The organism is Pseudomonas sp. 8_5_2, from assembly GCF_059295255.1.
The window spans coordinates 1,047,633-1,069,624 of the sequence record NZ_CM181238.1; the positions used below are offsets into that span (position 1 = coordinate 1,047,633).

Below are 21,992 nucleotides of genomic sequence, written 5' to 3' on the forward strand. Positions count from 1 at the left end.
AGGCATAAAAAAGCCCCTGCGGGTCAACGCAGGGGCTCTTTTTCGAAGATTATCAGGCTTCTGCCTGGACTTCGTCAGCCTGCATGCCTTTTTGGCCCTGCACGGCAACGAAGGTCACTTTCTGGCCTTCTTTCAGGCTTTTGAAGCCGTTGCCCTGGATAGCGCGGAAGTGCACGAACAGATCCGGACCGCTTTCTGGAGTGATGAAGCCGTAACCTTTCTCGTCGTTAAACCACTTGACGGTACCGTTCAGACGCTCAGCCATTGTCTTGTTTCCTACGAAGCTTAAATTTTGATGACAGTTTCTTTTGCATTTATTGTAGGCAAAAGATTACTGGGCTGGGTTGCAGGAAAGTAAGAGACGGCGAACGGGTTGTAGCAGATCGCGGCTACTGGCCCAGGTCACGAACTGTTGCGACCCATGCAAACACAGTGCAGTGACTCTACGCCAACTCCCGAGCGAAAAACAAGCCCTTGGTCGTATGGAAAACCGGCCGTTTACCGATAACCGACCGAATGGTCGGAAACGGCATGGCGCCTGGCCTGGCGCCATGTTCAAAAGTTATTGGGCAGGTTCGAAAACGAATATGTCCAAGCTGCCCGATAACCTTCACAAAACAGTTTCAACCACGGTAGTAACGTTGTGCCACGAAAGGCATTTTACTGACTTTCAAGGCCACCTTCTTGCCGCGCACCACTGCATACAACGGGGTGTCGAGTGCGGTATGTTCGCTATCGATATACCCCATTGCGACAGGCGCGCCGAGTGTCGGACCAAAACCGCCACTGCACACTTTGCCTACAGGTTTATCGTTTGCGTCGACGATGTCTGCACCTTCACGCACGGGCGTTCGTTCCTGCGGCAACAGCCCGACGCGCTTGCGCGCCACTCCGTCGCGTTGATGGGCGAAGATGGCTTCGGCCCCCGGGAAGCCTGCGGCACGTGCACCGTCGGCACGGCGCACCTTGGAAACCGCCCACAGCAGGCTGGCTTCGACCGGCGTGGTCTCGCTGTTCATGTCGTGGCCATACAGGCACAGGCCGGCTTCCAGGCGCAGCGAGTCGCGTGCACCCAGGCCGATCGGCTGTACTTGCGGATCGGCCAGCAGGCGGCGGGCCAAGGCTTCTGCTGCGTTGACGGGTACCGAGATCTCGTAGCCGTCTTCGCCGGTGTAGCCCGAACGGCTGACATAGCATTCCTCACCCAGCAGTTTGATCGGGCGCAACTGCATGAAGGTCATGCCCGCGACTTCCGGGGCCAGGCGCTCCAGCACCTTGACCGCTGCCGGGCCCTGCAGGGCCAGCAGGGCACGTTGCTCGAACAGCGGCTGGACGTCGCAACGTTTGCCGATGTGCTGTTGCAGGTGGGCCAGGTCCTGGTCCTTGCAGGCCGCGTTGACCACCAGGAACAGGGTGTCGTCGCCCAGGTTGGCAACCATCAGGTCGTCGAGGATGCCGCCTTGTTCATTGGTGAACATGGCATAGCGCTGCATGCCCACCGGCAGGTCGATGATATCTACCGGTACCAGGCTTTCCAGGGCCCTGGCAGCATCGCTGCCGCGCAGCATGATCTGGCCCATGTGCGAGACATCGAACAGGCCGGCCTGCTCGCGGGTGTGCAGGTGTTCCTTGAGCACGCCCAACGGGTACTGCACCGGCATGTCGTAGCCGGCGAACGGCACCATGCGTGCACCCAGTTCCAGGTGCAGGGCGTGCAGCGGGGTCTTGAGCAGTGTTTCGGACATCGGTGACTCCTTGCTGTTGTTGTCTGGTCAACATTCGATGATGTTGACGGCCAGGCCGCCGCGGGCGGTCTCTTTGTATTTGCTTTTCATGTCGGCGCCGGTCTGGCGCATGGTGCGGATGACCTTGTCGAGCGACACAAAGTGCTGCCCGTCGCCGCGCAAGGCCATGCGCACCGCGTTGATGGCCTTTACCGAGCCCATGGCGTTGCGCTCGATGCAAGGCACCTGGACCAGCCCGCCAATCGGATCGCAGGTCAGGCCCAGGTTGTGTTCCATGCCGATCTCGGCGGCGTTTTCCACCTGCTGTACGCTGCCACCCATCACCTCGCACAGGGCCCCGGCGGCCATCGAGCAGGCCACGCCGACCTCGCCCTGGCAGCCCACTTCGGCGCCGGAGATGGAGGCGTTTTCCTTGTACAGGATGCCGATCGCCGCAGCGGTGAGCAGAAAGCGCACCACCCCGTCATCGCTGGCAGCCGGCACGAAGCGCATGTAGTAGTGCAGCACTGCCGGGACGATGCCGGCCGCGCCGTTGGTGGGTGCGGTGACTACGCGCCCGCCGTAGGCGTTTTCTTCGTTGACCGCCAAGGCGTAGAGGTTGACCCAGTCGAGCACCGAAAGGGCATCGCGCAGGCTGGCCTCCGGGTGACGGCTAAGCTGGCGATACAGCGCTGGGGCGCGGCGTTTGACCTTGAGCCCGCCGGGCAGGATGCCTTCATGCTGGCAGCCGGCTTCGACGCAGTCCTGCATCACCTGCCAGATGTGCAGCAGGCCCTCGCGGGTTTGCGCCTCCGGGCGCCAAGCGGCTTCGTTGGCCAACATCACCTGGCTGACCGAGAGGTTTTGCGCGGTGCAATGGCCGAGCAGTTCCCTGGCGGTCTTGAACGGGTAGGCCAGCACCGTGCTGTCCTCGACGATGCGGTCGTGGCCGGCGGCATCCTCGTCAACCACGAAGCCGCCGCCCACCGAGTAGTACTCGCGGCTGCGGATTTGCAGGCCGGCGTCATCGAAGGCGCGGAAGATCATGCCGTTGGGGTGATAGGCCAGCGGCTTGCGGATCATCGCCAGGTGCTGTTTTTCGTTGAAAGCGATGCTGTGCTCGCCCAGCAGGTTGATGCGACCGCTGTCGCGGATGGCCTGCAGGCGGGCGGGGATGGCTTCGGTATCGACCGTGTCAGGGTGTTCCCCCTCAAGGCCCAGCAGCACGGCCTTGTCGCTGCCGTGGCCCTTGCCCGTGGCGCCCAGCGAGCCATACAGCTCGGCCTTGACGGTGACAGTGCGGTCGAGCAGGCCATCACGGCGCAACCCTTCGGCGAAGCGCGCAGCAGCGCGCATCGGGCCGACCGTGTGGGAGCTGGAGGGGCCGATGCCGATCTTGAACAGGTCGAAGACGCTCAGTGACATTGCTCGTTCCCTCCAGAAGGTAAAGGCGAGTGCTGCGCACTCGATCGCCGGCAAGCCAGCTCCCACAGGTAATGCACAACCCTTTGCAGCAGTGGAGCCCTTGTGGGAGCTGGCTTGCCGGCGATGAGGCCAGTGCGTCGAATCAGGCGTCCTGATAGCTCTCGATCGACGGGCAGGCGCACACCAGGTTGCGGTCGCCGAACACGTTGTCGACCCGGCCAACCGGCGGCCAGTACTTGCTTTCGACCAGGCTCGCCAGCGGGTACACCGCCTGCTCGCGGCTGTAGCCGTGGGTCCATTCGCCAACCAGTTCGGCCGCGGTGTGCGGGGCGTTTTTCAGCGGGTTGTCGTCCTTGTCCAGGCTACCGTTCTCCACGGCGCGAATTTCTTCGCGGATCTGGATCATCGCATCACAGAAGCGGTCCAGTTCTTCCTTGGCCTCGCTTTCGGTCGGTTCGATCATCAGCGTGCCGGCCACCGGGAACGACATGGTCGGAGCATGGAAACCGAAGTCGATCAGGCGCTTGGCCACGTCGTCGACGCTGATACCGCTGGTGTCCTTCAGCGGGCGCAGGTCGAGGATGCACTCGTGGGCCACCAGGCCATTGCCGCCGGTATACAGAACAGGATAGTGCTCTTCCAGGCGGCGGGCGATGTAGTTGGCGTTGAGGATTGCCATCTGCGAAGCACGCTTGAGGCCGGCACCGCCCATCATGCGAATGTACATCCAGGTGATCGGCAGGATGCTGGCGCTGCCGAACGGCGCGGCACACACCGCACCGGTGGTGTTTTCCAGCTGCGCATGGCCGGGCAGGAACGGCGCCAGGTGCGATTTGACGCCAATCGGGCCGACGCCCGGGCCGCCGCCACCGTGGGGGATGCAGAAGGTCTTGTGCAGGTTCAGGTGGGAAACATCGCCGCCGAACTTGCCCGGGGCGCACAGGCCGACCATGGCGTTCATGTTGGCGCCGTCGATGTACACCTGGCCACCGTTGTCATGGATGATCGCGCAGATCTCGCCGATCGCTTCCTCGAACACGCCGTGGGTCGACGGGTAGGTGATCATGATCGCGGCCAGGCGCTCGCGATGTTCGATGGCCTTGGCGCGCAGGTCCTCGACATCGACGTTGCCGCGGGCGTCACAGGCGGTGACGACTACGCGCATGCCGGCCATGTGCGCGGTCGCCGGGTTGGTGCCGTGGGCGGAGGACGGGATCAGGCAGATGTCACGGTGCGCCTCGCCACGGCTACGGTGGTAGGCACGGATCGCCAGCAGGCCGGCGTACTCGCCTTGGGAGCCGGCGTTGGGCTGCAGCGACACGGCGTCATAACCGGTGGCGGCGCACAGCATGGCCTCCAGCTCGGTGGTCATCTGCAGGTAGCCCTGGCTTTGCTCGGCAGGGGCGAACGGGTGCAGGTTGCCGAATTCGGCCCAGGTAACCGGGATCATTTCGCTGGCGGCGTTCAGCTTCATGGTGCACGAGCCCAGCGGGATCATGCTGCGGTCCAGCGCCAGGTCCTTGTCGGCCAGGCGGCGCATGTAGCGCATCAGCTCGGTTTCGCTGTGATAGCGGTTGAACACCGGGTGTTCGAGAATGGCCGACTGGCGCAGCAGGGCAGCAGGCAGCAGCGAGCCGGTGCTGGCGGCCAGCGCGGCAAAATCTGGCTGGGCCTGGTCGCCCGCGAACAGCTGCCACAGGGCCTCGACATCCGCCTGGCTGCTGGTTTCGTCCAGCGACAGGCCCAGGTGGCCGGCGTCGACCTGGCGCAGGTTGATGCCTTGGGCGCGTGCCTGGTCATGCAGGCCGGCAGTGGAACTGCCGGTGGCCAGGGTCAGGGTGTCGAAGGCGCTGGCGCCCACCACCTGCACGCCCAGCGTGTTCAGGCCGGCGGCGAGGATAGCGGTCAGGGCATGGGTACGTTCGGCGATGCGCTTGAGGCCGGCCGGGCCGTGATAGACGGCGAACATGCTGGCGATGTTGGCCAGCAGTACCTGGGCGGTGCAAATGTTGCTAGTGGCCTTTTCGCGGCGGATATGCTGCTCGCGGGTTTGCATGGCCAGGCGCAGCGCAGTCTTGCCGAAGCGGTCGATAGAAACGCCCACCAGGCGGCCCGGCATGTCGCGCTTGAACGCGTCACGGGTGGCGAAGTAGGCCGCGTGCGGGCCACCGAAGCCCAGTGGCACGCCGAAGCGCTGGGCGCTGCCGATGGCCACGTCGGCGTCGAACTCGCCCGGCGGGGTCAGCAGGGTCAGGGCCAGCAGGTCGGCGGCGACGGCGACCAGAGCATTGGCGGCGTGGAAGCGCTGCACCACGTCGCGGTAGTCGAACACTTCACCGTTGCTGGCCGGGTACTGCAGCAGGGCGCCGAAGAAGGCGCTGACATCACCCAGTTCGCGCTCGTCGCCGACCACGATCTCGATACCCAGCGGCTCGGCACGGGTGCGCAGCACATCAAGGGTTTGCGGGTGGCAATGCACCGAGGCGAAGAAGGCGTGGCTGGTCTTGTTCTTCGACAGCCGCTTGCAGAAGGTCATGGCCTCGGCCGCTGCAGTGGCTTCGTCGAGCAGGGAGGCGTTGGCGATCGGCAGGCCGGTCAGGTCGCTGATCAGGGTCTGGAAGTTCAGCAGTGCTTCCAGGCGGCCCTGGGAAATTTCTGGCTGGTACGGGGTGTAGGCGGTGTACCAGGCCGGGTTCTCCAGCAGGTTGCGCAGGATCGGTGCCGGGGTGTGGGTGTTGTAGTAGCCCTGGCCGATGTAGCTCTTGAACAGCTGGTTGTTGCCGGCGATGGCCTTGAGCGCGGCAAGCGCGTCGGCTTCACTTTGGCCGTCATGCGAGCCAAGCACGCTGGTGCCCTTGATGCTGTCGGGGATGACTGCGGCGGTCATGGCTTCCAGCGAGTCGAAGCCCAGTGCTGCGAGCATGGCCTGCTCGTCAGCGGCGCGCGGGCCGATGTGACGGGCGATGAACTCGTTGGCGGTGCCGAGGTTGGTGGTCATGGCAGGGTTCCTCAGGCGTCGTCGTTGGCTTTGATCAGGCGGTCGTAGGCGTCCTGGTCGAGCAGGGCGGTCACTTCGCTCATGTCGGCCGGGTTGAAGCGGAAGAACCAGCCTTCGCCCATCGGGTCTTCGTTGACCAGTTCCGGGCTGTCTTCGAGCTGGCCGTTGACTTCGACCACTTCGCCGGTCAGGGGCATGTACACCCCGCTTGCAGCCTTCACCGATTCGACGGTGGAGGCTTCGCTGCCTTTCTCATACTGCTGCAACTCGGGCAGTTGCACGAAAACCACATCGCCAAGGGCGTTCTGGGCGTAGGCGGTGATGCCCACGGTGACGCTGCCATCGGCTTCGACGCGCAGCCATTCGTGATCTTCAGTGAAACGCAACTCGCTCATGGGGAATCCTCGGGAAGCAGGGCGTTGGGCGCGGTGGCTCCGCGCTCTTGGGTTGATAATCTACTAGCAAGAACACGGCCAATCTTGGAAAAACCATATAAAACAATGAGATAGGTATTTCCCATGTTCGTTTCGTGGTTTTTCTGGAACGAAAACGCTACGCAAGGGCAGCAGGTGAAAAGGGTTTGGGGATCAAACCCTTGCGCGGGCGCATTCGAACGAGCTTGTATCGATTTCGGTACGGTGTATTCAAATCGATACGCTGCGTTGAATTCGGGCAAGTACGCTGCTTGAAACAGTCCTGACAACTCGCAGCATTACTGTGCTCTTTCTCCTATTTAATGTCGCCAAATCAACTATTTGTGTCACCTGCACGATAGTTTTCAAATGGCTGAACTAAGTATTTGCCTTCAGCGATGTGTTTGCCCGCTGGCGCTCACCAAAATAGCCCCCCTTCAATTTGCACCGCCCGCCACCACGCGCTGGTCAGGAAGTTGGCCAGGACGTCTGTCGGCCAGGCAGATGGCTGGCTGCCCGGGCTTATGCAAACAACACCGAATACCAGGAAAGGAAAGTGTCATGGGAATGACGAGGCGTAATCTATTGATCGGCGGCGGCGTCGCGGCTGTCGTGGCAGGCGCGGGAATCCTTACCCCCTTGCTGACCCGCGAAGGCAGGTTGATCCCTGGCAAACCGCGGTTTGGCTATGTCGAAGGCACCGAGGGCGCACTCCCCAAACAGGCAGATGTGGTCGTTGTAGGGGCGGGCATTCTGGGGCTGATGACGGCAATCAATCTGGTCGAGCGCGGCCTCTCGGTAGTTGTTGTTGAGAAAGGTGAAATTGCCGGTGAGCAGTCCTGCCGGTTCTATGGCCAGGTCATGACCTACAAGATGCCGGATGCAACTTTCCAGTTGCACCATCTTGCCAAACAACGCTGGCGAGAAATGAATGCCAAAGTGGGTGCAGATACCAGTTATCGCACACAAGGCCGGGTTGAAGTGCCCTTCGATGAAGAAGACCTGGAAGGCGTCAGAAAGTGGATTGATGTCAAAACCCGCGAAGTTGCAGCAGATATACCGTTCAATACGCGCATCATTCAAGGCAATGAACTTGAACAGCGCCTGCGTGGTGCAGCATCGCGCTGGACGGTGGCAGGCTTCGAGGAAGATTCCGGTAGCCTGGATGCCGAGCGCGCATCGTTTGTGATGGCGGAATACGCCAGGAAAGCGGGTGTGCGTATCTACACTCACTGCGCCGCGAGGGGCCTGGAAACCCAGGCAGGAGCCATCTCTGACGTGGTGACCGAGAAGGGCGCCATCCGCACTTCGCGTGTGATAGTGGCCGGCGGCGCGTGGTCGAGGTTGTTCATGCAGAACCTGGGCGTCGATGTGCCTACCTTGCCCGCTTACCAGTCCCAGCAGATCATCAGTGCGGCGCCCCGTGCGCCTGGCGGCAACGTTGCGTTGCCAGGGAATATCTACTTCCGCGAGCAGGCCGACGGTACCTATGCCACCTCGCCGCGCGTCGTGGTTGCCCCCGTGGTGAAAGAGTCGTTCATGTACGGCTACAAGTACCTGCCCTTGCTGGCCATCCCTGACTTCCCGGTGCACATCTCGCTCAACAAGCAGCTGATTGATTCGTTCATCCAGCCCACGCACTGGAAACTGGACGAGGTTTCGCCTTTCGAGAAAAACCGGTTGATGACAGCGGCCCCGGACCTGCCGGAGCTGAATGCGTCTTTGGCAAAACTCAAGGTCGAATTCCCGGCTTTCAGCGATGCAAAACTGATCGATCAGTGGAGCGGTGCGATGGCCATCGCACCGGATGAGAACCCCATCATTTCGCAGGTCAAGGAGTACCCCGGCCTGGTTCTCAATACCGCAACCGGGTGGGGGATGACGGAGAGCCCGGTGTCGTCCGAACTGTCGGCGGACTTGCTGCTTGGCAAAGCGCCTGTGCTGGACCCGAAACCGTTCAGCCTGTATCGATTCTAAGCACACCTGGCGCAATGGAATGACCCGTGCACGCATCGACGATGCGTGCATATTTTTGGCAATCATCAGGAGAACAGTATGAAAGTCGCTTTCAAGACTGCAGCAGCAATGGCCGTGGCACTCGCAGGTGCCGCAAGCGTGCAGGCACAAGACATCGTGCGCCATGGCGCCGGCAGTTTCCCTATTTCGTCGGCAGTAGAGGTTCCTGCAGGGAAGACGGTCGTCTACCTGAGTGGTTCCGTCCCGACGGTCATCCATCCTGATGCGCCCAAGGGTTCGCTGGAAGCCTATGGAGATACCAAGGCACAAACCATCAATGTGCTGCAGAACATTCAGCAGCAATTGAAAGACCTGGGCCTTGGCCTTGCCGACGTGGTGAAGATGCAGGTATTCCTGGTGGGCGGGCCGGAGAACGGCGGGAAGATGGACTTCGACGGATTCATGGCTGGCTATACCCAGTTCTTCGGACCAACCGCCAAGCAGCCGGTCCTTCCTGCGCGCTCGGCGTTCCAGATCGCCGGCCTGGCCGACCCTGCCTGGCGTGTCGAAATCGAAGTTACCGCAGTTCGTCCCTGAACCAGGCTGCCCGCCAGCCCTGGGCTAGCCATGCCCGGGGCTGGCAGCTGTTTCCCGTACAGCCGGCTGGCGTAGGAAGAGCCTGAATAACGACCGGGTTATTCCAACTACAGTCAGCCTTTACCCGGTATTCCATATTTGCGAAGGCGCTGGGCGATGGCGGTATGCGAAGTTTGCAGGCGCCCGGCTAGTTGCCGGGTCGAGGGATAGCTGGCATATAACCGCTGCAACAGCTCACGTTCGAAATCGCCCACGGCTTGCTCCAGGCTGGCCACTTCGCCATCTTGCCCGCGCGCTACCGAGGTGCCGGCGATGTCCAGGTCGCCGATGTCCACCAGGTTGCCCTCGCAGATGGCGGCCGCGCGGAAAATCACGTTTTGCAGCTGGCGCACATTGCCCGGCCAGGGGTTGGCCAGCAGTGCCGAATGGGTGGCCGGGGTCAACCGGCAAGCTGGGCGCTGGATCTGCGTGCAGGCCTGCTGCATGAAGAAGTGCGCCAGCATCAGGATGTCCTGGCCACGGTCGCGTAGCGGCGGTACCTGCAGGTTGAGCACGTTGAGGCGGTAGAACAGGTCTTCGCGGAAGCTGCCTTCGGCAACCATGCGCTCCAGGTCGCGGTGGGTGGCGCTGATGATGCGCACATCCACCTTCACTTCGCGGTCGCCGCCCACCCGGCGGAAGCTGCCATCGCTGAGAAAACGCAGCAGCTTGGCCTGCAGGTACGGCGACATTTCGCCAATTTCATCGAGGAACACCGTGCCCTGGTTGGCCAGCTCCATCAGCCCGGGCTTGCCACCGCGCTGTGCACCGGTGAAGGCGCCGGGGGCGTAGCCGAACAGCTCGCTCTCGGCCAGGCTTTCGGGCAATGCAGCACAGTTCAGGGCCAGGAACGGTGCCGAGTGACGGCTGCTGATGGCATGGCAGGCACGGGCCACCAGCTCTTTGCCGGTGCCGGTTTCACCATGCACCAGCAGCGGTGCGTCCAGTGCCGCCACGCGCAGGGCGCGGGCTTTGAGGGTGCGGATGGCCGGCGACTCACCGAGCAAGGCATCGAAACCTTCGGCGTGGTCGTGGTGCAGGGCCGACAGGCGTTCACCCATGCGGGTCGGCGGGTACAGCGTCAGCAGGCCACCGGCGTTGGTGATCGGCATGGCGTCCAGCAACAGGCTTTGGCCGTTCAGTTGCATCTCACGCATCGGCAGGTGGAAATTGTTGTCCAGCAGCGCTTGCAGCAGCGCCGGGTCGTCGAACAGCTCGCCCACCGAACGCCCGGCTGATTCGCGGCCGCACAGTTCGATCAGCGCCGGGTTGGCCAGCAGTACCTTGCCAGCGCTGTCTACCGCCAGTACCGGGTCGCTCATGGCGGCAAGCAGGGCATCGAGCTGCAGGTGACGGCGCTGGCCGGGGAGGATGTCGACCACGTCCACCGACTGCACGCCATGTACTTCGAACAGTGCGTCGTGCAGCTCTTCAAGTACGGCGGGGCTGAGGGTCGGGGCGTCGATGTAGACGTTCGGCGGGACCATCTCCACGGCGTCCAGATTGAGGTGGCGGGCACCGAGCAGGGCAAGGACTTCCTGGGTGATGCCGACGCGGTCGATGAAGCTGACGTGGATGCGCATGGGTACGGTGAAGTGGTGGCCAGGGAGGGCGGTAGTATGCCTTAACAGCGCTGGTGACGCTTTGCGGCCCTATCACGACACAAGGCCGCTCCTACAGGCTGCGCGCCGGTTTCAAGCGTCGCGCTATATCTGTAGCAGCGGCCTTGTGTCGCAAAGGGCTGCAAAGCAGCCCCCGATTCTGGTGCTCACTCCAGATGTTCTGGCTTGATCGGGTCACCGGATTTCACATCCAGCTTGGTGCGAATGTCTTCGAACATCAGGTCATAGATCTTGTGCGGTGAACCAAGGGTTTCGAATTTCTTTGGTGGCGCCAGATGGGCCTGGGCCTTGCGGCTCAGCACCATCAGGAAACTGGGCAACACCTGATCCTTGGGCAGGAAAAACTTTTCGTCCACCGGCTTGCCTTCGATGCTGCCATGCATGTGAAACTGAATGCCACGTCCTTCCCTGGGATCCTGCGCCGCTTCGTACTGAATGTTGAGGTCGTAGCTGTGGTCGCTGCTGTTCAGCGCAGTGCGCTCGATGTGTACATGACCGGACTGGTACTGGGCCATGGCAGGCTCCTTTGGAAGGTCGAAAACGGCGGGCCACGCAGGCCCGCCCGCTGCATTCAACGGTAGCTTATCCCCGGCTTCGCGGTGGAAACCCGGGTGCCGGCAGTGCCCTTGACGATATCCTCGATGTTTTCCAGCGAGCTTATAACCGCCACCTTGCCGGTGTTGCGGGCAAAGTCGCAGGCGGCCTGCACCTTCGGCCCCATAGAGCCTGCGGCGAAGCCCAGCTTCTCCAGCTCGTCGGGATGCGCCTGGGCGATGGCCTTCTGCGTCGGCTTGCCGAAATCAATGTACGCCGCATCCACATCCGTGGCGATTACCAGAAGGTCGGCATCCAGCTGCTCTGCGAGCAAGGCCGAGCACAGGTCCTTGTCGATCACCGCCTCGATGCCTTTGAGTTTGCGGTTTTCATCGTACATGGTGGGGATGCCGCCGCCGCCGGCGCAAATCACGATGCTGCTCTTCTCCAGCAGCCACTTGATCGGGCGGATCTCGAAGATGCGCTTGGGTTTGGGGCTGGCCACCACGCGGCGATACTTGTCGCCGTCTGCCTTGACCACCCAGCCTTTTTCCTTGGCCAGGCGCTCGGCCTCTTCCTTGCCGTAGACCGGGCCGATGAACTTGGTCGGGTCCTTGAACGCAGGGTCGTTGACGTCCACTTCCACCTGGGTCAAAAGCGTGGCGAACGGCACTTCGAAAGCCAGCAGGTTGCCCAGTTCCTGTTCGATCATGTAGCCGATCATGCCCTCGGTTTCTGCACCCAGCACGTCCAGCGGGTAGGCCTCGTCGGGCTTGTACGACATGCCCTGCAGCGACAGCAAGCCGACTTGAGGACCGTTGCCGTGGGCGATGACCAGTTCGTTGCCAGGATGGATCTTGGCGATCTGTTCGGTGGCGGTGCGGATATTGGCGCGCTGGTTGTCAGCGGTCATCGGCTCGCCGCGACGCAGCAGGGCGTTGCCGCCCAATGCAACAACGATACGCATGAGGAATGTCCTTTAACGAAAGAGGGAGCGCTGCTCTGGACCGGATATCACAGCCCCCTTGTGGGAGCGGGTTTACCCGCGAAGGCGTCAGCCCAGGGTTAAGGTGCTGGTGCTGCCGACGCATTCGCGGGTGAACCCGCTCCCACAGGGGATCGTAGTCGCCCGGCCTGGCGAGTCAGCCCTTACAAGTCAGCCAGGGTCGATACCAGGATCGCCTTGATCGTGTGCATGCGGTTTTCCGCCTGCTCGAAAGCAATGCAGGCCGGCGACTCGAACACGTCGTCGGTCACTTCGATGCCGTTGGCCAGGTCCGGATATTGCTCGGCAATCTGCTTGCCGACCTTGGTGTCGGAGTTGTGGAACGCCGGCAGGCAGTGCATGAACTTGGTGCGTGGGTTGCCGGTCGACTTCATCAGCTCGGCGTTCACCTGGTACGGCTTGAGCTGCTTGATGCGCTCGCCCCAGGCCTCGATCGGCTCACCCATCGATACCCACACGTCGGTGTGCACGAAGTCCACGCCCTTGACGGCGGCTTTCGGGTCTTCGGTGAGGGTTATGCGCGCGCCGCTTTCTTCGGCGTACTTCTGGCAGCGCTCGACTAGGTCGTCGTGCGGCCACAGCGCCTTGGGCGCGGCAATGCGCACGTCCATGCCCAGCTTGGCGCCGATCAGCAGCAGCGAGTTGCCCATGTTGTTGCGCGCGTCGCCCAGGTAGGCGTAGCTGATGTCGTGCAGCGGCTTGTCGCTGTGCTCACGCATGGTCAGCACGTCGGCGATCATCTGGGTGGGGTGGTATTCGTCGGTCAGGCCGTTGAACACCGGTACACCGGCGAACTTTGCCAGCTCTTCGACGATTTCCTGCTTGAAGCCACGGTATTCGATGGCGTCGTACATGCGTCCGAGTACGCGGGCGGTGTCCTTCATGCTTTCCTTGTGGCCGATCTGCGACGAGTTGGGGTCGATGTAGGTGACGTTGGCGCCTTGGTCATAGGCCGCCACTTCGAAGGCACAGCGGGTACGGGTGGAGGTTTTTTCGAAGATCAGGGCAATATTGTTGCCTTTCAGGTGCTGCTGCTCGGTCCCGGTGTACTTGGCGCGCTTGAGATCGCGGGACAGGTCCAGCAGGTAGCGCAGCTCGCGGGTGGTGTGGTGCTCCAGGCTGAGCAGGTTGCGGTTGTGAATATTGAACGCCATGACATTTCTCCTTGAGTTTGGTGAACACACCGGCCGCGGCTTTGTGAGCGCGGCCGGGGGCAATGGTCGTTAGTAGTCGACAGGGTCGCGCACGATCGGGCAGGTCATGCAGTGGCCGCCGCCGCGGCCCCGGCCCAGTTCGCCGGCGCTGATGGTGATCACCTCGATACCGGCCTTGCGCAGCAGGGTGTTGGTGTAGGTGTTGCGGTCGTAGCCAATGACCACCCCTGGCTCGATGGCAACCACGTTGTTGCCGTCATCCCACTGTTCGCGCTCGGCGGCAAAGCTGTTGCCGCCGGTCTCGACCACGCGCAGGGTGACGCCAAGCTGCTCGCCCACTACCTCGATGAACGATTTGTTGATGCGGCGTACATCCATGCCGTACGGCTTGCCCTCGTCCGGGCGAATGATGAACGGTACGATCTCTTTCACCACTTCCGGGAAGACCGTGACCAGGTCGCGGTCGCAGAAGCTGAACACGGTGTCCAGGTGCATCGCGGCGCGAGACTTGGGCAGCCCGGCGACGATCACTTCCTTCACCGCGCCTTTGGCAAACAGGCTCTGCGCCAGCTGGCCGATGGCCTGGCGCGAGGTGCGCTCACCCATGCCGATCAACACGATGCCATTGCCGATCGGCATCACGTCACCGCCTTCAAGGGTGGCATTGCCGTGCTCCTTGTCCGGGTCGCCGTACCACACCTCGAAGTCGGCGCCGGTGAACTCCTTGTGGAACTTGTAGATGGCGGTGGTGAGCAGGGTTTCCTGACGGCGCGCCGGCCAGTACATCGGGTTCAGCGTGACGCCGCCGTAGATCCAGCAGGTGGTGTCGCGGGTGAACTGGGTGTTGGGCAGCGGTGGCAGGATGAAGCTGGAGTGGCCCAGGTAGTCGTTGTACATCTTGACCACATCGGCGCCTTCGCTCTGCGGCAGGTCCTGGCCAGCCACACCGCCGATCAGGAACTCGGCCAGGTGGCGTGGATCGAGGCCTTCGAGCCAGCTGCGCACTTCGTTGGTCAGGCCGACACCCACGGTGTCGGGGGTGATCTTGCGATCGAGGATCCACTTCAGCGCTTCGGGCTGCTGCACGATGTCGGTCAGCAGGTTGTGCATTTCAAGCACATCCACGCCGCGCTCGCGCATCTTGGTCACGAAGTCGAAATGGTCACGCTTGGCCTGGTCGACCCAGATCACATCGTCGAACAGCAGCTCGTCACAGTTGCTCGGCGTCAGGCGCTTGTGCGCCAGGCCCGGGGCGCAAACCATCACTTTGCGCAGTTTGCCGGCTTCGGAGTGGACACCGTACTTCTGTTTTTCAGCGGACATGGTTTCATTCCTCCAATTGAACGAAGACGTGGGTCAAAGGGTCAGGAAGCCGTCATACAGGCCATAGGCTGCCACCAGGGCGCCGATGACAACGGCTGCGAAGATCAGTTTTTCCACGTTGGTGAAAATGGGTTGGCCGATCTCACGCTTGGCCTTGGCGAACAGGATCGCGCCAGGTGCGTAGAGCAGGGCCGAGAGCAGCAGGTACTTCACGCCGCCGGCATACAGCAGCCAGATGGCGTACAGCAGGGCGATGCCACCGATGACCAGGTCTTTCTTGCGTTCGGCCAGGGCCTGTTCGTAGGTTTCGCTGCGTAGCGCCAGCAGGAAGGCGTAGGCCGCCGACCACAGGTAAGGCACGAGGATCATCGAAGTGGCGAGGTAGATCAGCGACAGGTAGGTGCTGCTGGAGAACAGCGTGATCACCAGGAAGATCTGCACCATGGCATTGGTCAGCCACAGGGCGTTGGCCGGCACCTGGTTGGCGTTCTCGCGGCGCAGGAACTCCGGCATGGTGTGGTCCTTGGCTGCGGCGAACATGATCTCGGCGCACAGCAGCACCCACGACAGCAGTGCTCCCAGCAGCGAGATGATCAGGCCGACGCTGATCAGCACCGCCCCCCAGTGGCCGACCACATGTTCCAGTACCGCGGCCATCGACGGGTTCTGCAGTTTGGCCAGGTCCGGTTGGGTCATGATGCCCAGCGACAGCACATTGACCAGCATCAGGAACAACAGCACGGTGACAAAGCCGATGACCGTGGCCTTGCCCACGTCAGCGCGCTTTTCCGCCCGTGACGAGAAGATGCTCGCGCCCTCGATGCCGATGAACACCCACACGGTGACCAGCATCATGTTGCGCACCTGGCTCATCACGCTGCCCAGCTCGGGCGTGCCTTTGCCCCAGATGTCGGCGGTGAAGATGTCGAGCCTGAACGCGAACAGGCAGATCAGGGTGAACAGGACCAGTGGCACCACTTTGGCCACGGTGGTGACCAGGTTGATGAACGCCGCCTCCTTGATGCCACGCAGTACCAGGAAGTGCACTGCCCACAGCAGCACCGATGCGCCAATGATGGCGGCCGGGGTGTTGCCTTCGCCGAAGATCGGGAAGAAGTAGCCCAATGTGCTGAACAGCAGCACGAAGTAACCGACGTTGCCCAGCCAGGCACTGATCCAGTAGCCCCAGGCGGACGAGAAGCCCATGTAGTCGCCGAAACCGGCCTTGGCGTAGGCGTACACCCCGCCATCCAGGTCAGGCTTGCGGTTGGCCAGGGTCTGGAACACGAATGCCAGGGTCAGCATGCCGACCGCGGTAATGCCCCAGCCGATCAGCACCGCGCCAACTCCCGCGCTGGCGGCCATGTTTTGTGGCAGCGAGAAGATACCGCCACCAATCATCGAGCCGACGACAAGTGCAACTAACGCGCCGAGTTTTAATTTTCCGGATGAATCAGACATTTAACAACTCCTGCCAGGAGAAAGTTGACGACAGCATAAATCCGTCGCCTGTGCCGTTCGCTGACGTGGGTCAGTTAATGGCGTCGTGAAGTAGGAAATTTCCTTCACGGTGCTCCTGGAGAGTGCCGACAGCTTTTGCTGCAGGCCTTTTGCGCTGGCACCTCCATGTCTTTCTAGAGCAAACGCTCCGTTCAGCCTGCGATGCTTGACGCTAGCCGTTTTTTCCGCTTTCGCAAATTTTTCACAAGAATTTCGAGTTTTATCAATTTCTTTTCTAGTTGCTGACTAGCTGCTAATTTTTACAATGGATCTGCATAGATAAAGCAGTTATGACAGCGCTAGCGTGGGTGCCTCGCTTTAATATAAGTAACACTATCTTCAAGTACCGCCTGACTGTTTCAGGCGGATGACAACAGGTGACAAGGTAGGACCATGAGCGAACCTGGACAAAAGCTGCGCCTGGGCGCATTGATCGCGCTGGTGGTCGGCTCGATGATTGGTGGCGGTATCTTCTCGCTGCCGCAGAACATGGCGGCGCGTGCCGATGTCGGCGCGGTGCTGATCGGCTGGGGGATCACCGCGGTCGGCATGCTGGCCCTGGCGTTCGTGTTCCAGACCTTGGCCAACCGCAAGCCTGAGCTGGATTCGGGGGTGTACGCCTATGCCAAGGCCGGCTTCGGCGACTACATGGGGTTTTCGTCGGCCTGGGGCTACTGGATCAGCGCCTGGCTGGGCAACGTCGGCTACTTCGTGCTGCTGTTCAGCACCCTGGGGTTCTACTTTCCGGTATTTGGTGAAGGCAATACGCCCATCGCCATCGGCTGCGCCTCGCTGCTGCTGTGGGCAGTGCACTTCCTGGTGCTGCGCGGCATCAAGGAGGCGGCGTTCATCAACCAGGTCACCACCGTGGCCAAGATAGTGCCGCTGGTGATGTTCGTGGTCATCGCGGCATTTGCCTTTCGCGCCGATATCTTCACCCGGGACATCTGGGGCCTGAGCAACCCGCAGTTCGGCAGCGTGCTGGAGCAAGTGCGCAACATGATGCTGGTGACCGTGTTCGTGTTCATCGGCATTGAGGGCGCCAGCGTGTATTCCGGGCGAGCCCAGCGCCGTTCGGACGTGGGCAAGGCCACGGTCATTGGTTTTCTCGGCGTGCTGGCGCTGCTGGTGCTGGTCAACGTGTTGTCGCTGGGGGTAATGACCCAGCCGGAGCTGGCCGGGTTGCAGAACCCGTCGCTGGCCTCGGTGCTGGAGCATATCGTCGGGCCCTGGGGCGCCTTGCTGATCAGCCTCGGGCTGGCGGTGTCGCTGCTTGGCGCGCTGCTTTCATGGGCGTTGTTGTGTGCCGAAATCCTTTACGCCACTGCGCGCGACAAGACCATGCCGCGCTTTCTGACCAAGGAAAACGCCAACCAGGTGCCCGCTAATGCCCTGTGGCTGACCAACTGCATGATTCAGGGCTTTCTGCTGATCACGCTGTTTTCGGCGGGCACCTACACCAGCCTGATCTACCTGGCCTCGTCGATGATCCTGGTGCCATACCTGTGGTCGGCGGCCTATGCCGTGCTGTTGGCGGCACGCGCAGAAACCTATGCCGGGCAGCCTGGGCTGCGGCGCAAGGACTTGCTGGTGGCGGTGGTTGCCTTGCTATATGCGGTGTGGCTGCTGTACGCCGGCGGGCTCAAGTACCTGCTGCTGTCGGCGCTGTTGTACGCCCCCGGTGTGATCCTGTTCGCCAGGGCCAAGCGTGAACAGGGGCAGGCTTTGTTCACGCACTGGGAAAAGCTGATTTTTGCCGCCGTGCTGGCGGGTGCCGCGCTGGCCGCCTATGCCCTTTACTCAGGGCTGCTGAGCCTGTGACGGGGCAGGGCAGGCGTGCTCCGGGCGCGACCAGATCCACAGGTTGCCCAGGGTCATGCCGGCGATGGCCAGAAACACCGGCCAGTGGTGTTCCAGAAAGGTCAGCATCAGGCCTGCACACAGCAACATGCTGATGGTCGCGCTGACCTTGGCCCGGCGCTGGATCACCTTGCCATTGCGCCAGTTGTACAGGATCGGCCCGAACAGCCGGTGGTTTTCCAGCCAGGCTGACAGGCGCGGCGAACTGCGCGTGGCGGCCCAGGCGGCCAGCAGGATGAACTCGGTGGTCGGCAGGCCGGGGATCACGATCGCGACCAACCCGATTCCCAGGCTCACGTAAGCCAGGATTCCGTACAGCAGGCGGGCGAGTTTCGAGCGGGCGGGTTGGGTCATGGTCTCACTGCAAAAACGGTTCGGCCACCGGAAGGGTGGCCGGGTACGGCGTATCAAACCAGCGCGGCATCCACAGCATAGGCGTGCTTGAGCAGTTCGGTGAAGCGCTCGAAGGCGGCGACTGCGCCACGCTCGGCAGCGGCTTCCTCTTCGGCCGACAGCGCCAGGCCATCGAGGATGCGGGTGAACTGCTTCCAGCCTTCGGCACGGCCGCCGGCCGGTTCGCCCAGGTGGCGGGCACCGAAGCTGTCGGACAATTCCAGGGCCACGGCACGCTTGATCAGAAACGCAGCGCCCAGTTTGGAGCCTTCGGAGACGAAGATCCAGCCCATTGCTTCGCCCAGGCTGGTGGTGCCCAGGGCGCCCGGCACGGCGGCCGGCACTTCGGTGTCGAGGTCGGCGAGGTCCAGGCGGGCCTGGTCGGCACGGCAGCGCTCGGCCAGGTCGGGGACGATGGCGATCAGGTGCGGGTCGTTGTACAGGGCTTGCAGCTCGGACTGGAACAGGTACTGGGCGACCACGAAGCGGGCGAAGCTTTCGCGGCTGTCGAAGGGTGCGTGGGCTTTGACCAGGGCATCCAGCTCGGCGTGCGGGGCGTGGGTGATCTGGTTCAGGCGCTGGGAGCGCAGGGCTGGGCGGTCGGTCATGGGGCAGTCCTTGGAAAAGGGGGGCGTCTAGATACAAGACGAAACAGTGTGGGCGGGACAGTAAAAAAACCGGAGTTTGTGTTGCCTGTGCCGGCCTCTTCGCGGGTGAACCCGCGAAGAGGCCGGCACAGGCGGTAGAAATCAGATATCCCAAACCACATTGATACCGAAGTTGCGCCCCGGCATGGTCAGGCGGTCGATGTTGGCCGGCTGGGTCACCGCGGCCTCACCCTGGCCGTCGTAGCTGCGGACCGAATCCCACTGCCAGTACTTCTTGTCGGTGAGGTTGTACAACCCGGCGTTGATGGTCACGTCGTCGGTGACCTTGTAGAAGCCGGTCAGGTCCAGCACGCCGTAACCCGGGGTGCGGAACTTCGAGGTCGAGCCGTCAGGCGAATAGAAGGTGCCGTCGTCCACCCGGGTTTTGCGCTTGACCAGCGTCCAGCTCAGCAGGCCGCCGTAGTTCTGTTGCTCGTAGCCCAGGCCGAATACGCCCTTCAGTGGGTTGACGGTGTTCAGCGGCTGGCCGGTATCATCGTTGCGGCCGTAGGTGTAGGCGATCGAACCCTGGGTATACAGGCCCTGAGGTGCACCGAAGTGGTCGAGGTTCAGGCGGCCCTTGACCTCGGCACCCTTGATGGTGGCGTGCTTGATGTTGTTGGCCTGGAAGGTCTGCTCCAGGTTGGCGCTTTGCACGGCGTCTTCGTCGATGAAGTCGCGGTACTTGTTGTAGTACACCGCCACGTCGAAGTTGCCGGCGACGAAGTTGCCACGCAGGCCGGTTTCGTAGCTTTTGCTCTTCTCCGGTTCGAGGCCCGGGTTGCCTTCTACGCGGTAGCCTTCCTCGAGGTTGACGAATTTGCCGTACATGGACTTGGCGGTCGGTGTACGGAAGCCTTCGGCGTACTGGCCGTACCAGGTGTAGTTGTCGTTGAAGGCATAGGTCAGGCCGAACTTGGGCGACACGCGGTGCCACTTCTTGTCCGAGTCGTCCTGCGACGTCGGCGCCGTGCCGGTGGACTCCAGGCCACGCAGGAACTCCTCGGTGAACGTGGGCTCCATGCGCGTGTAGTCGTAGCGTGCGCCGGGCATGAAGGTCCAGTTGTTCCAGCGGATTTCATCCTGCATGAACAGGCTGTAGGTGTTCACCGTCGGGTCCGGGAAGTCGCTGACCAGCACCTGGCCGTCTGCCGGGCGTTCGGCACCGACGGCGGAGCAGCCCGCGCCCACGGTCAGGCAGGTGCCGGTGCCGCTGCGCGAACCGGTGACCTTTTCATGCTTGAGGGTAATGCCATAGGTCAGCAGGTGGTCGGTGGCGCCGATGCTGAAGGCTTTGTCCAGCTGGGCGTCGAACACCCACTGGCGGTCTTTGTAGGTAGTGTCGCGGGTTCGCAGTACCTGACGGCCAGGCGGCGCATAGACTTCTTCGGTGTGCTGGTCGGTCTTGGCGATCTGGTAGTTCAGGCTCCACTTCACATGGTCGGCGACCCGCGAATCCAGGCCGAACTCATGGTTGATGCCGTAGCGCTCGCGGGTGATGGTGTCGTTGCCATTGCGCGCCTTGTAGTAGCCCATGCCACCGAAGCCAGGAATGAACGGCCCGCCCACCGCACTGAGGATGTTCTGGTCGCGGTCATCCTTGTAGCGCTCGAAGGTGAAGCCCAGGCGGGCATCGTCGGCGTAGTTCCAGCCCAGCTTGGCCAGTACGTTGGTGGTGCGCACGTCCATCGGGTTGGCTTCGGTGCGCGACAGGCCGTCACCGCTGTGGCTACCGTGGGTTTCGGTTTCGTGGCCGTTGCGCTGGCTCAGGTGCAGCAGGCCGTCGACATCGCCTTGGCGGCCGGCGACGGTGGCAGAGGTCAGCCAGCTTTCGTCAGCCGAGCTGTAGCCGGTCTTCAGGCGCGCACCCACGTCCTTGCCGGGCTTGATGATGTCGTCCGGGTCGAGGGTGAAGTAGCTGACCGCGCCGCCGATGGCGTTGCTGCCATACAGTACCGAAGCCGGGCCGCGGAGGATTTCCACGCGCTTGACGATCTCCGGGTCCACGTAGTTGCGCTGGGTCTGGGCGTACGGGCCGTAGAAAAAGCTGTCAGGGATCGACACTCCGTCGACCTGGGTAAGGATCCGCTCGCCGTCGATACCCCGAATGTTGTAGCCGTTCAGGCCGCTGCGCTGGCCGGTGCCGGCCACCGACACACCCGGCTCGTAGCGCACCAGGTCCTGGATGTTGTTGACGTTCTGCCGGTCCAGTTGCTCGCGGGTCTGCACGCTGACGGTGCTAGGCACCTGGCTTGCGTCCTGGGCGCTGCGGGTGGCGCTGACGGTGACCTGTTGCAGGGCTACCACATTGCCGCCGGCCTGGCGCTCGAGCACCACATTGCCGTTACTGATCTTGCGAAAGCCCAGGCCGGTACCGTTGAGCAGGCGCTTGAGTGCGGCTTCCGCCGGTAGCGCGCCCTGCACCCCCGGCGACGCCACGCCGTCGGCCAGCTCGGCGCTGAAGCCGACCTGCCAGCCGGTGACCTGGCTGAAGGCGTTGATTGCCGACACCAGCGGCTGCTGGCCGATGCTGAAGCGGTAGTCACCGATGCGCGGGCTGCTGGCCTGGCCCTGCTCCCCAGCGGAGCCTGCAGCCAGCGCTGGCAGGCTGCAGGCGCCGCTGGCGAGCAGGGCCAGGGTCAACAGGGACAATTGCCCTGTGCGGCGAGGAAGGATGGACGAGCGGGTAGGACCTGTGGACATCGAAAGCGCTCCCAGACGCGCGGACTGTTATAGGTGATGGCTGTTCTCGTTATCAAACAAGAATCAGTTGCATTGGCTATAACGAGACGGGCGGGGTA

At 62.4% G+C, this 21,992-nt stretch carries 17 protein-coding genes; 3 read left to right on the forward strand and 14 right to left on the reverse strand.

The window, feature by feature from the left end; all coding sequences use genetic code 11:
* Positions 1–52: 52 nt before the first annotated feature.
* The 5 genes from AC5O5R_RS04730 to gcvH form a co-directional block, all read right to left on the reverse strand.
* On the reverse strand, positions 53–265 hold the full coding sequence (locus AC5O5R_RS04730; protein WP_172219240.1) for a cold-shock protein: 213 nt from the start codon (positions 263–265) through the stop codon (positions 53–55).
* A gap of 358 nt (positions 266–623) precedes the next feature.
* The gene (gcvT, locus tag AC5O5R_RS04735) at positions 624–1,745 is read right to left on the reverse strand and encodes a glycine cleavage system aminomethyltransferase GcvT (protein WP_172287838.1); all 1,122 of its coding nucleotides are present in this window, start codon (positions 1,743–1,745) and stop codon (positions 624–626) included.
* A gap of 27 nt (positions 1,746–1,772) precedes the next feature.
* On the reverse strand, positions 1,773–3,149 hold the full coding sequence (locus AC5O5R_RS04740) for an L-serine ammonia-lyase (protein WP_494515011.1): 1,377 nt from the start codon (positions 3,147–3,149) through the stop codon (positions 1,773–1,775).
* Positions 3,150–3,291: 142 nt separating this feature from the next.
* On the reverse strand, positions 3,292–6,147 hold the full coding sequence (gcvP, locus tag AC5O5R_RS04745; RefSeq protein WP_494515012.1) for an aminomethyl-transferring glycine dehydrogenase: 2,856 nt from the start codon (positions 6,145–6,147) through the stop codon (positions 3,292–3,294).
* Between the two features lie 11 nt (positions 6,148–6,158).
* Positions 6,159–6,542: a glycine cleavage system protein GcvH gene (gene gcvH / locus AC5O5R_RS04750; RefSeq protein WP_172288869.1), complete on the reverse strand. Its 384-nt coding sequence runs from the start codon at positions 6,540–6,542 to the stop codon at positions 6,159–6,161.
* 603 nt (positions 6,543–7,145) lie between these two features.
* On the opposite strand from gcvH, the gene AC5O5R_RS04755 reads away from it, so the two are divergent.
* Positions 7,146–8,537 (forward strand): NAD(P)/FAD-dependent oxidoreductase, encoded by a 1,392-nt coding sequence (locus AC5O5R_RS04755; protein WP_218584422.1) that lies wholly within the window; start codon positions 7,146–7,148, stop codon positions 8,535–8,537.
* Between the two features lie 78 nt (positions 8,538–8,615).
* Entirely contained in the window at positions 8,616–9,113 is a 498-nt protein-coding gene (locus AC5O5R_RS04760) for a RidA family protein (RefSeq protein ID WP_494512135.1), read from the forward strand.
* A 113-nt stretch (positions 9,114–9,226) separates the two neighbouring features.
* Here AC5O5R_RS04760 and gcsR read toward each other — a convergent pair whose 3' ends face one another.
* The 6 genes from gcsR to arcD (AC5O5R_RS04790) all read right to left on the reverse strand — a co-directional run bounded on the left by gcsR (position 9,227) and on the right by arcD (AC5O5R_RS04790) (position 16,252).
* Complete coding sequence (gene gcsR / locus AC5O5R_RS04765) at positions 9,227–10,735, reverse strand: transcriptional regulator GcsR (RefSeq protein ID WP_172219252.1); 1,509 nt, start codon at positions 10,733–10,735, stop codon at positions 9,227–9,229.
* Between the two features lie 185 nt (positions 10,736–10,920).
* Entirely contained in the window at positions 10,921–11,289 is a 369-nt protein-coding gene (locus tag AC5O5R_RS04770; RefSeq protein ID WP_172219254.1) for a DUF5064 family protein, read from the reverse strand.
* A gap of 56 nt (positions 11,290–11,345) precedes the next feature.
* Positions 11,346–12,275: a carbamate kinase gene (arcC, locus tag AC5O5R_RS04775; RefSeq protein ID WP_494515013.1), complete on the reverse strand. Its 930-nt coding sequence runs from the start codon at positions 12,273–12,275 to the stop codon at positions 11,346–11,348.
* Positions 12,276–12,457: 182 nt separating this feature from the next.
* Positions 12,458–13,468: an ornithine carbamoyltransferase gene (locus AC5O5R_RS04780; RefSeq protein ID WP_172219258.1), complete on the reverse strand. Its 1,011-nt coding sequence runs from the start codon at positions 13,466–13,468 to the stop codon at positions 12,458–12,460.
* A 69-nt stretch (positions 13,469–13,537) separates the two neighbouring features.
* A complete protein-coding gene (gene arcA / locus AC5O5R_RS04785) occupies positions 13,538–14,791 on the reverse strand; it encodes an arginine deiminase (protein ID WP_172288496.1) in 1,254 nt (417 codons plus the stop codon).
* Positions 14,792–14,824: 33 nt separating this feature from the next.
* On the reverse strand, positions 14,825–16,252 hold the full coding sequence (gene arcD / locus AC5O5R_RS04790) for an arginine-ornithine antiporter (protein WP_172288498.1): 1,428 nt from the start codon (positions 16,250–16,252) through the stop codon (positions 14,825–14,827).
* A 432-nt stretch (positions 16,253–16,684) separates the two neighbouring features.
* Between arcD (AC5O5R_RS04790) and arcD (AC5O5R_RS04795) the strand changes: the two genes are divergently transcribed.
* The gene (gene arcD / locus AC5O5R_RS04795; RefSeq protein ID WP_494512137.1) at positions 16,685–18,112 is read left to right on the forward strand and encodes an arginine-ornithine antiporter; all 1,428 of its coding nucleotides are present in this window, start codon (positions 16,685–16,687) and stop codon (positions 18,110–18,112) included.
* Here the strand turns inward: arcD (AC5O5R_RS04795) and AC5O5R_RS04800 are convergent.
* The 3 genes from AC5O5R_RS04800 to AC5O5R_RS04810 form a co-directional block, all read right to left on the reverse strand.
* Positions 18,092–18,505 (reverse strand): YbaN family protein, encoded by a 414-nt coding sequence (locus tag AC5O5R_RS04800; protein ID WP_172231835.1) that lies wholly within the window; start codon positions 18,503–18,505, stop codon positions 18,092–18,094. The two genes, arcD (AC5O5R_RS04795) and AC5O5R_RS04800, sit on opposite strands and share 21 nt — an antisense overlap.
* 53 nt (positions 18,506–18,558) lie before the next feature.
* Positions 18,559–19,152, reverse strand: a complete 594-nt coding sequence (locus AC5O5R_RS04805; protein ID WP_494515014.1) for a biliverdin-producing heme oxygenase — start codon at positions 19,150–19,152, stop codon at positions 18,559–18,561.
* 141 nt (positions 19,153–19,293) lie between these two features.
* The gene (locus tag AC5O5R_RS04810; protein ID WP_494515015.1) at positions 19,294–21,894 is read right to left on the reverse strand and encodes a TonB-dependent receptor; all 2,601 of its coding nucleotides are present in this window, start codon (positions 21,892–21,894) and stop codon (positions 19,294–19,296) included.
* Positions 21,895–21,992: the final 98 nt, after the last annotated feature.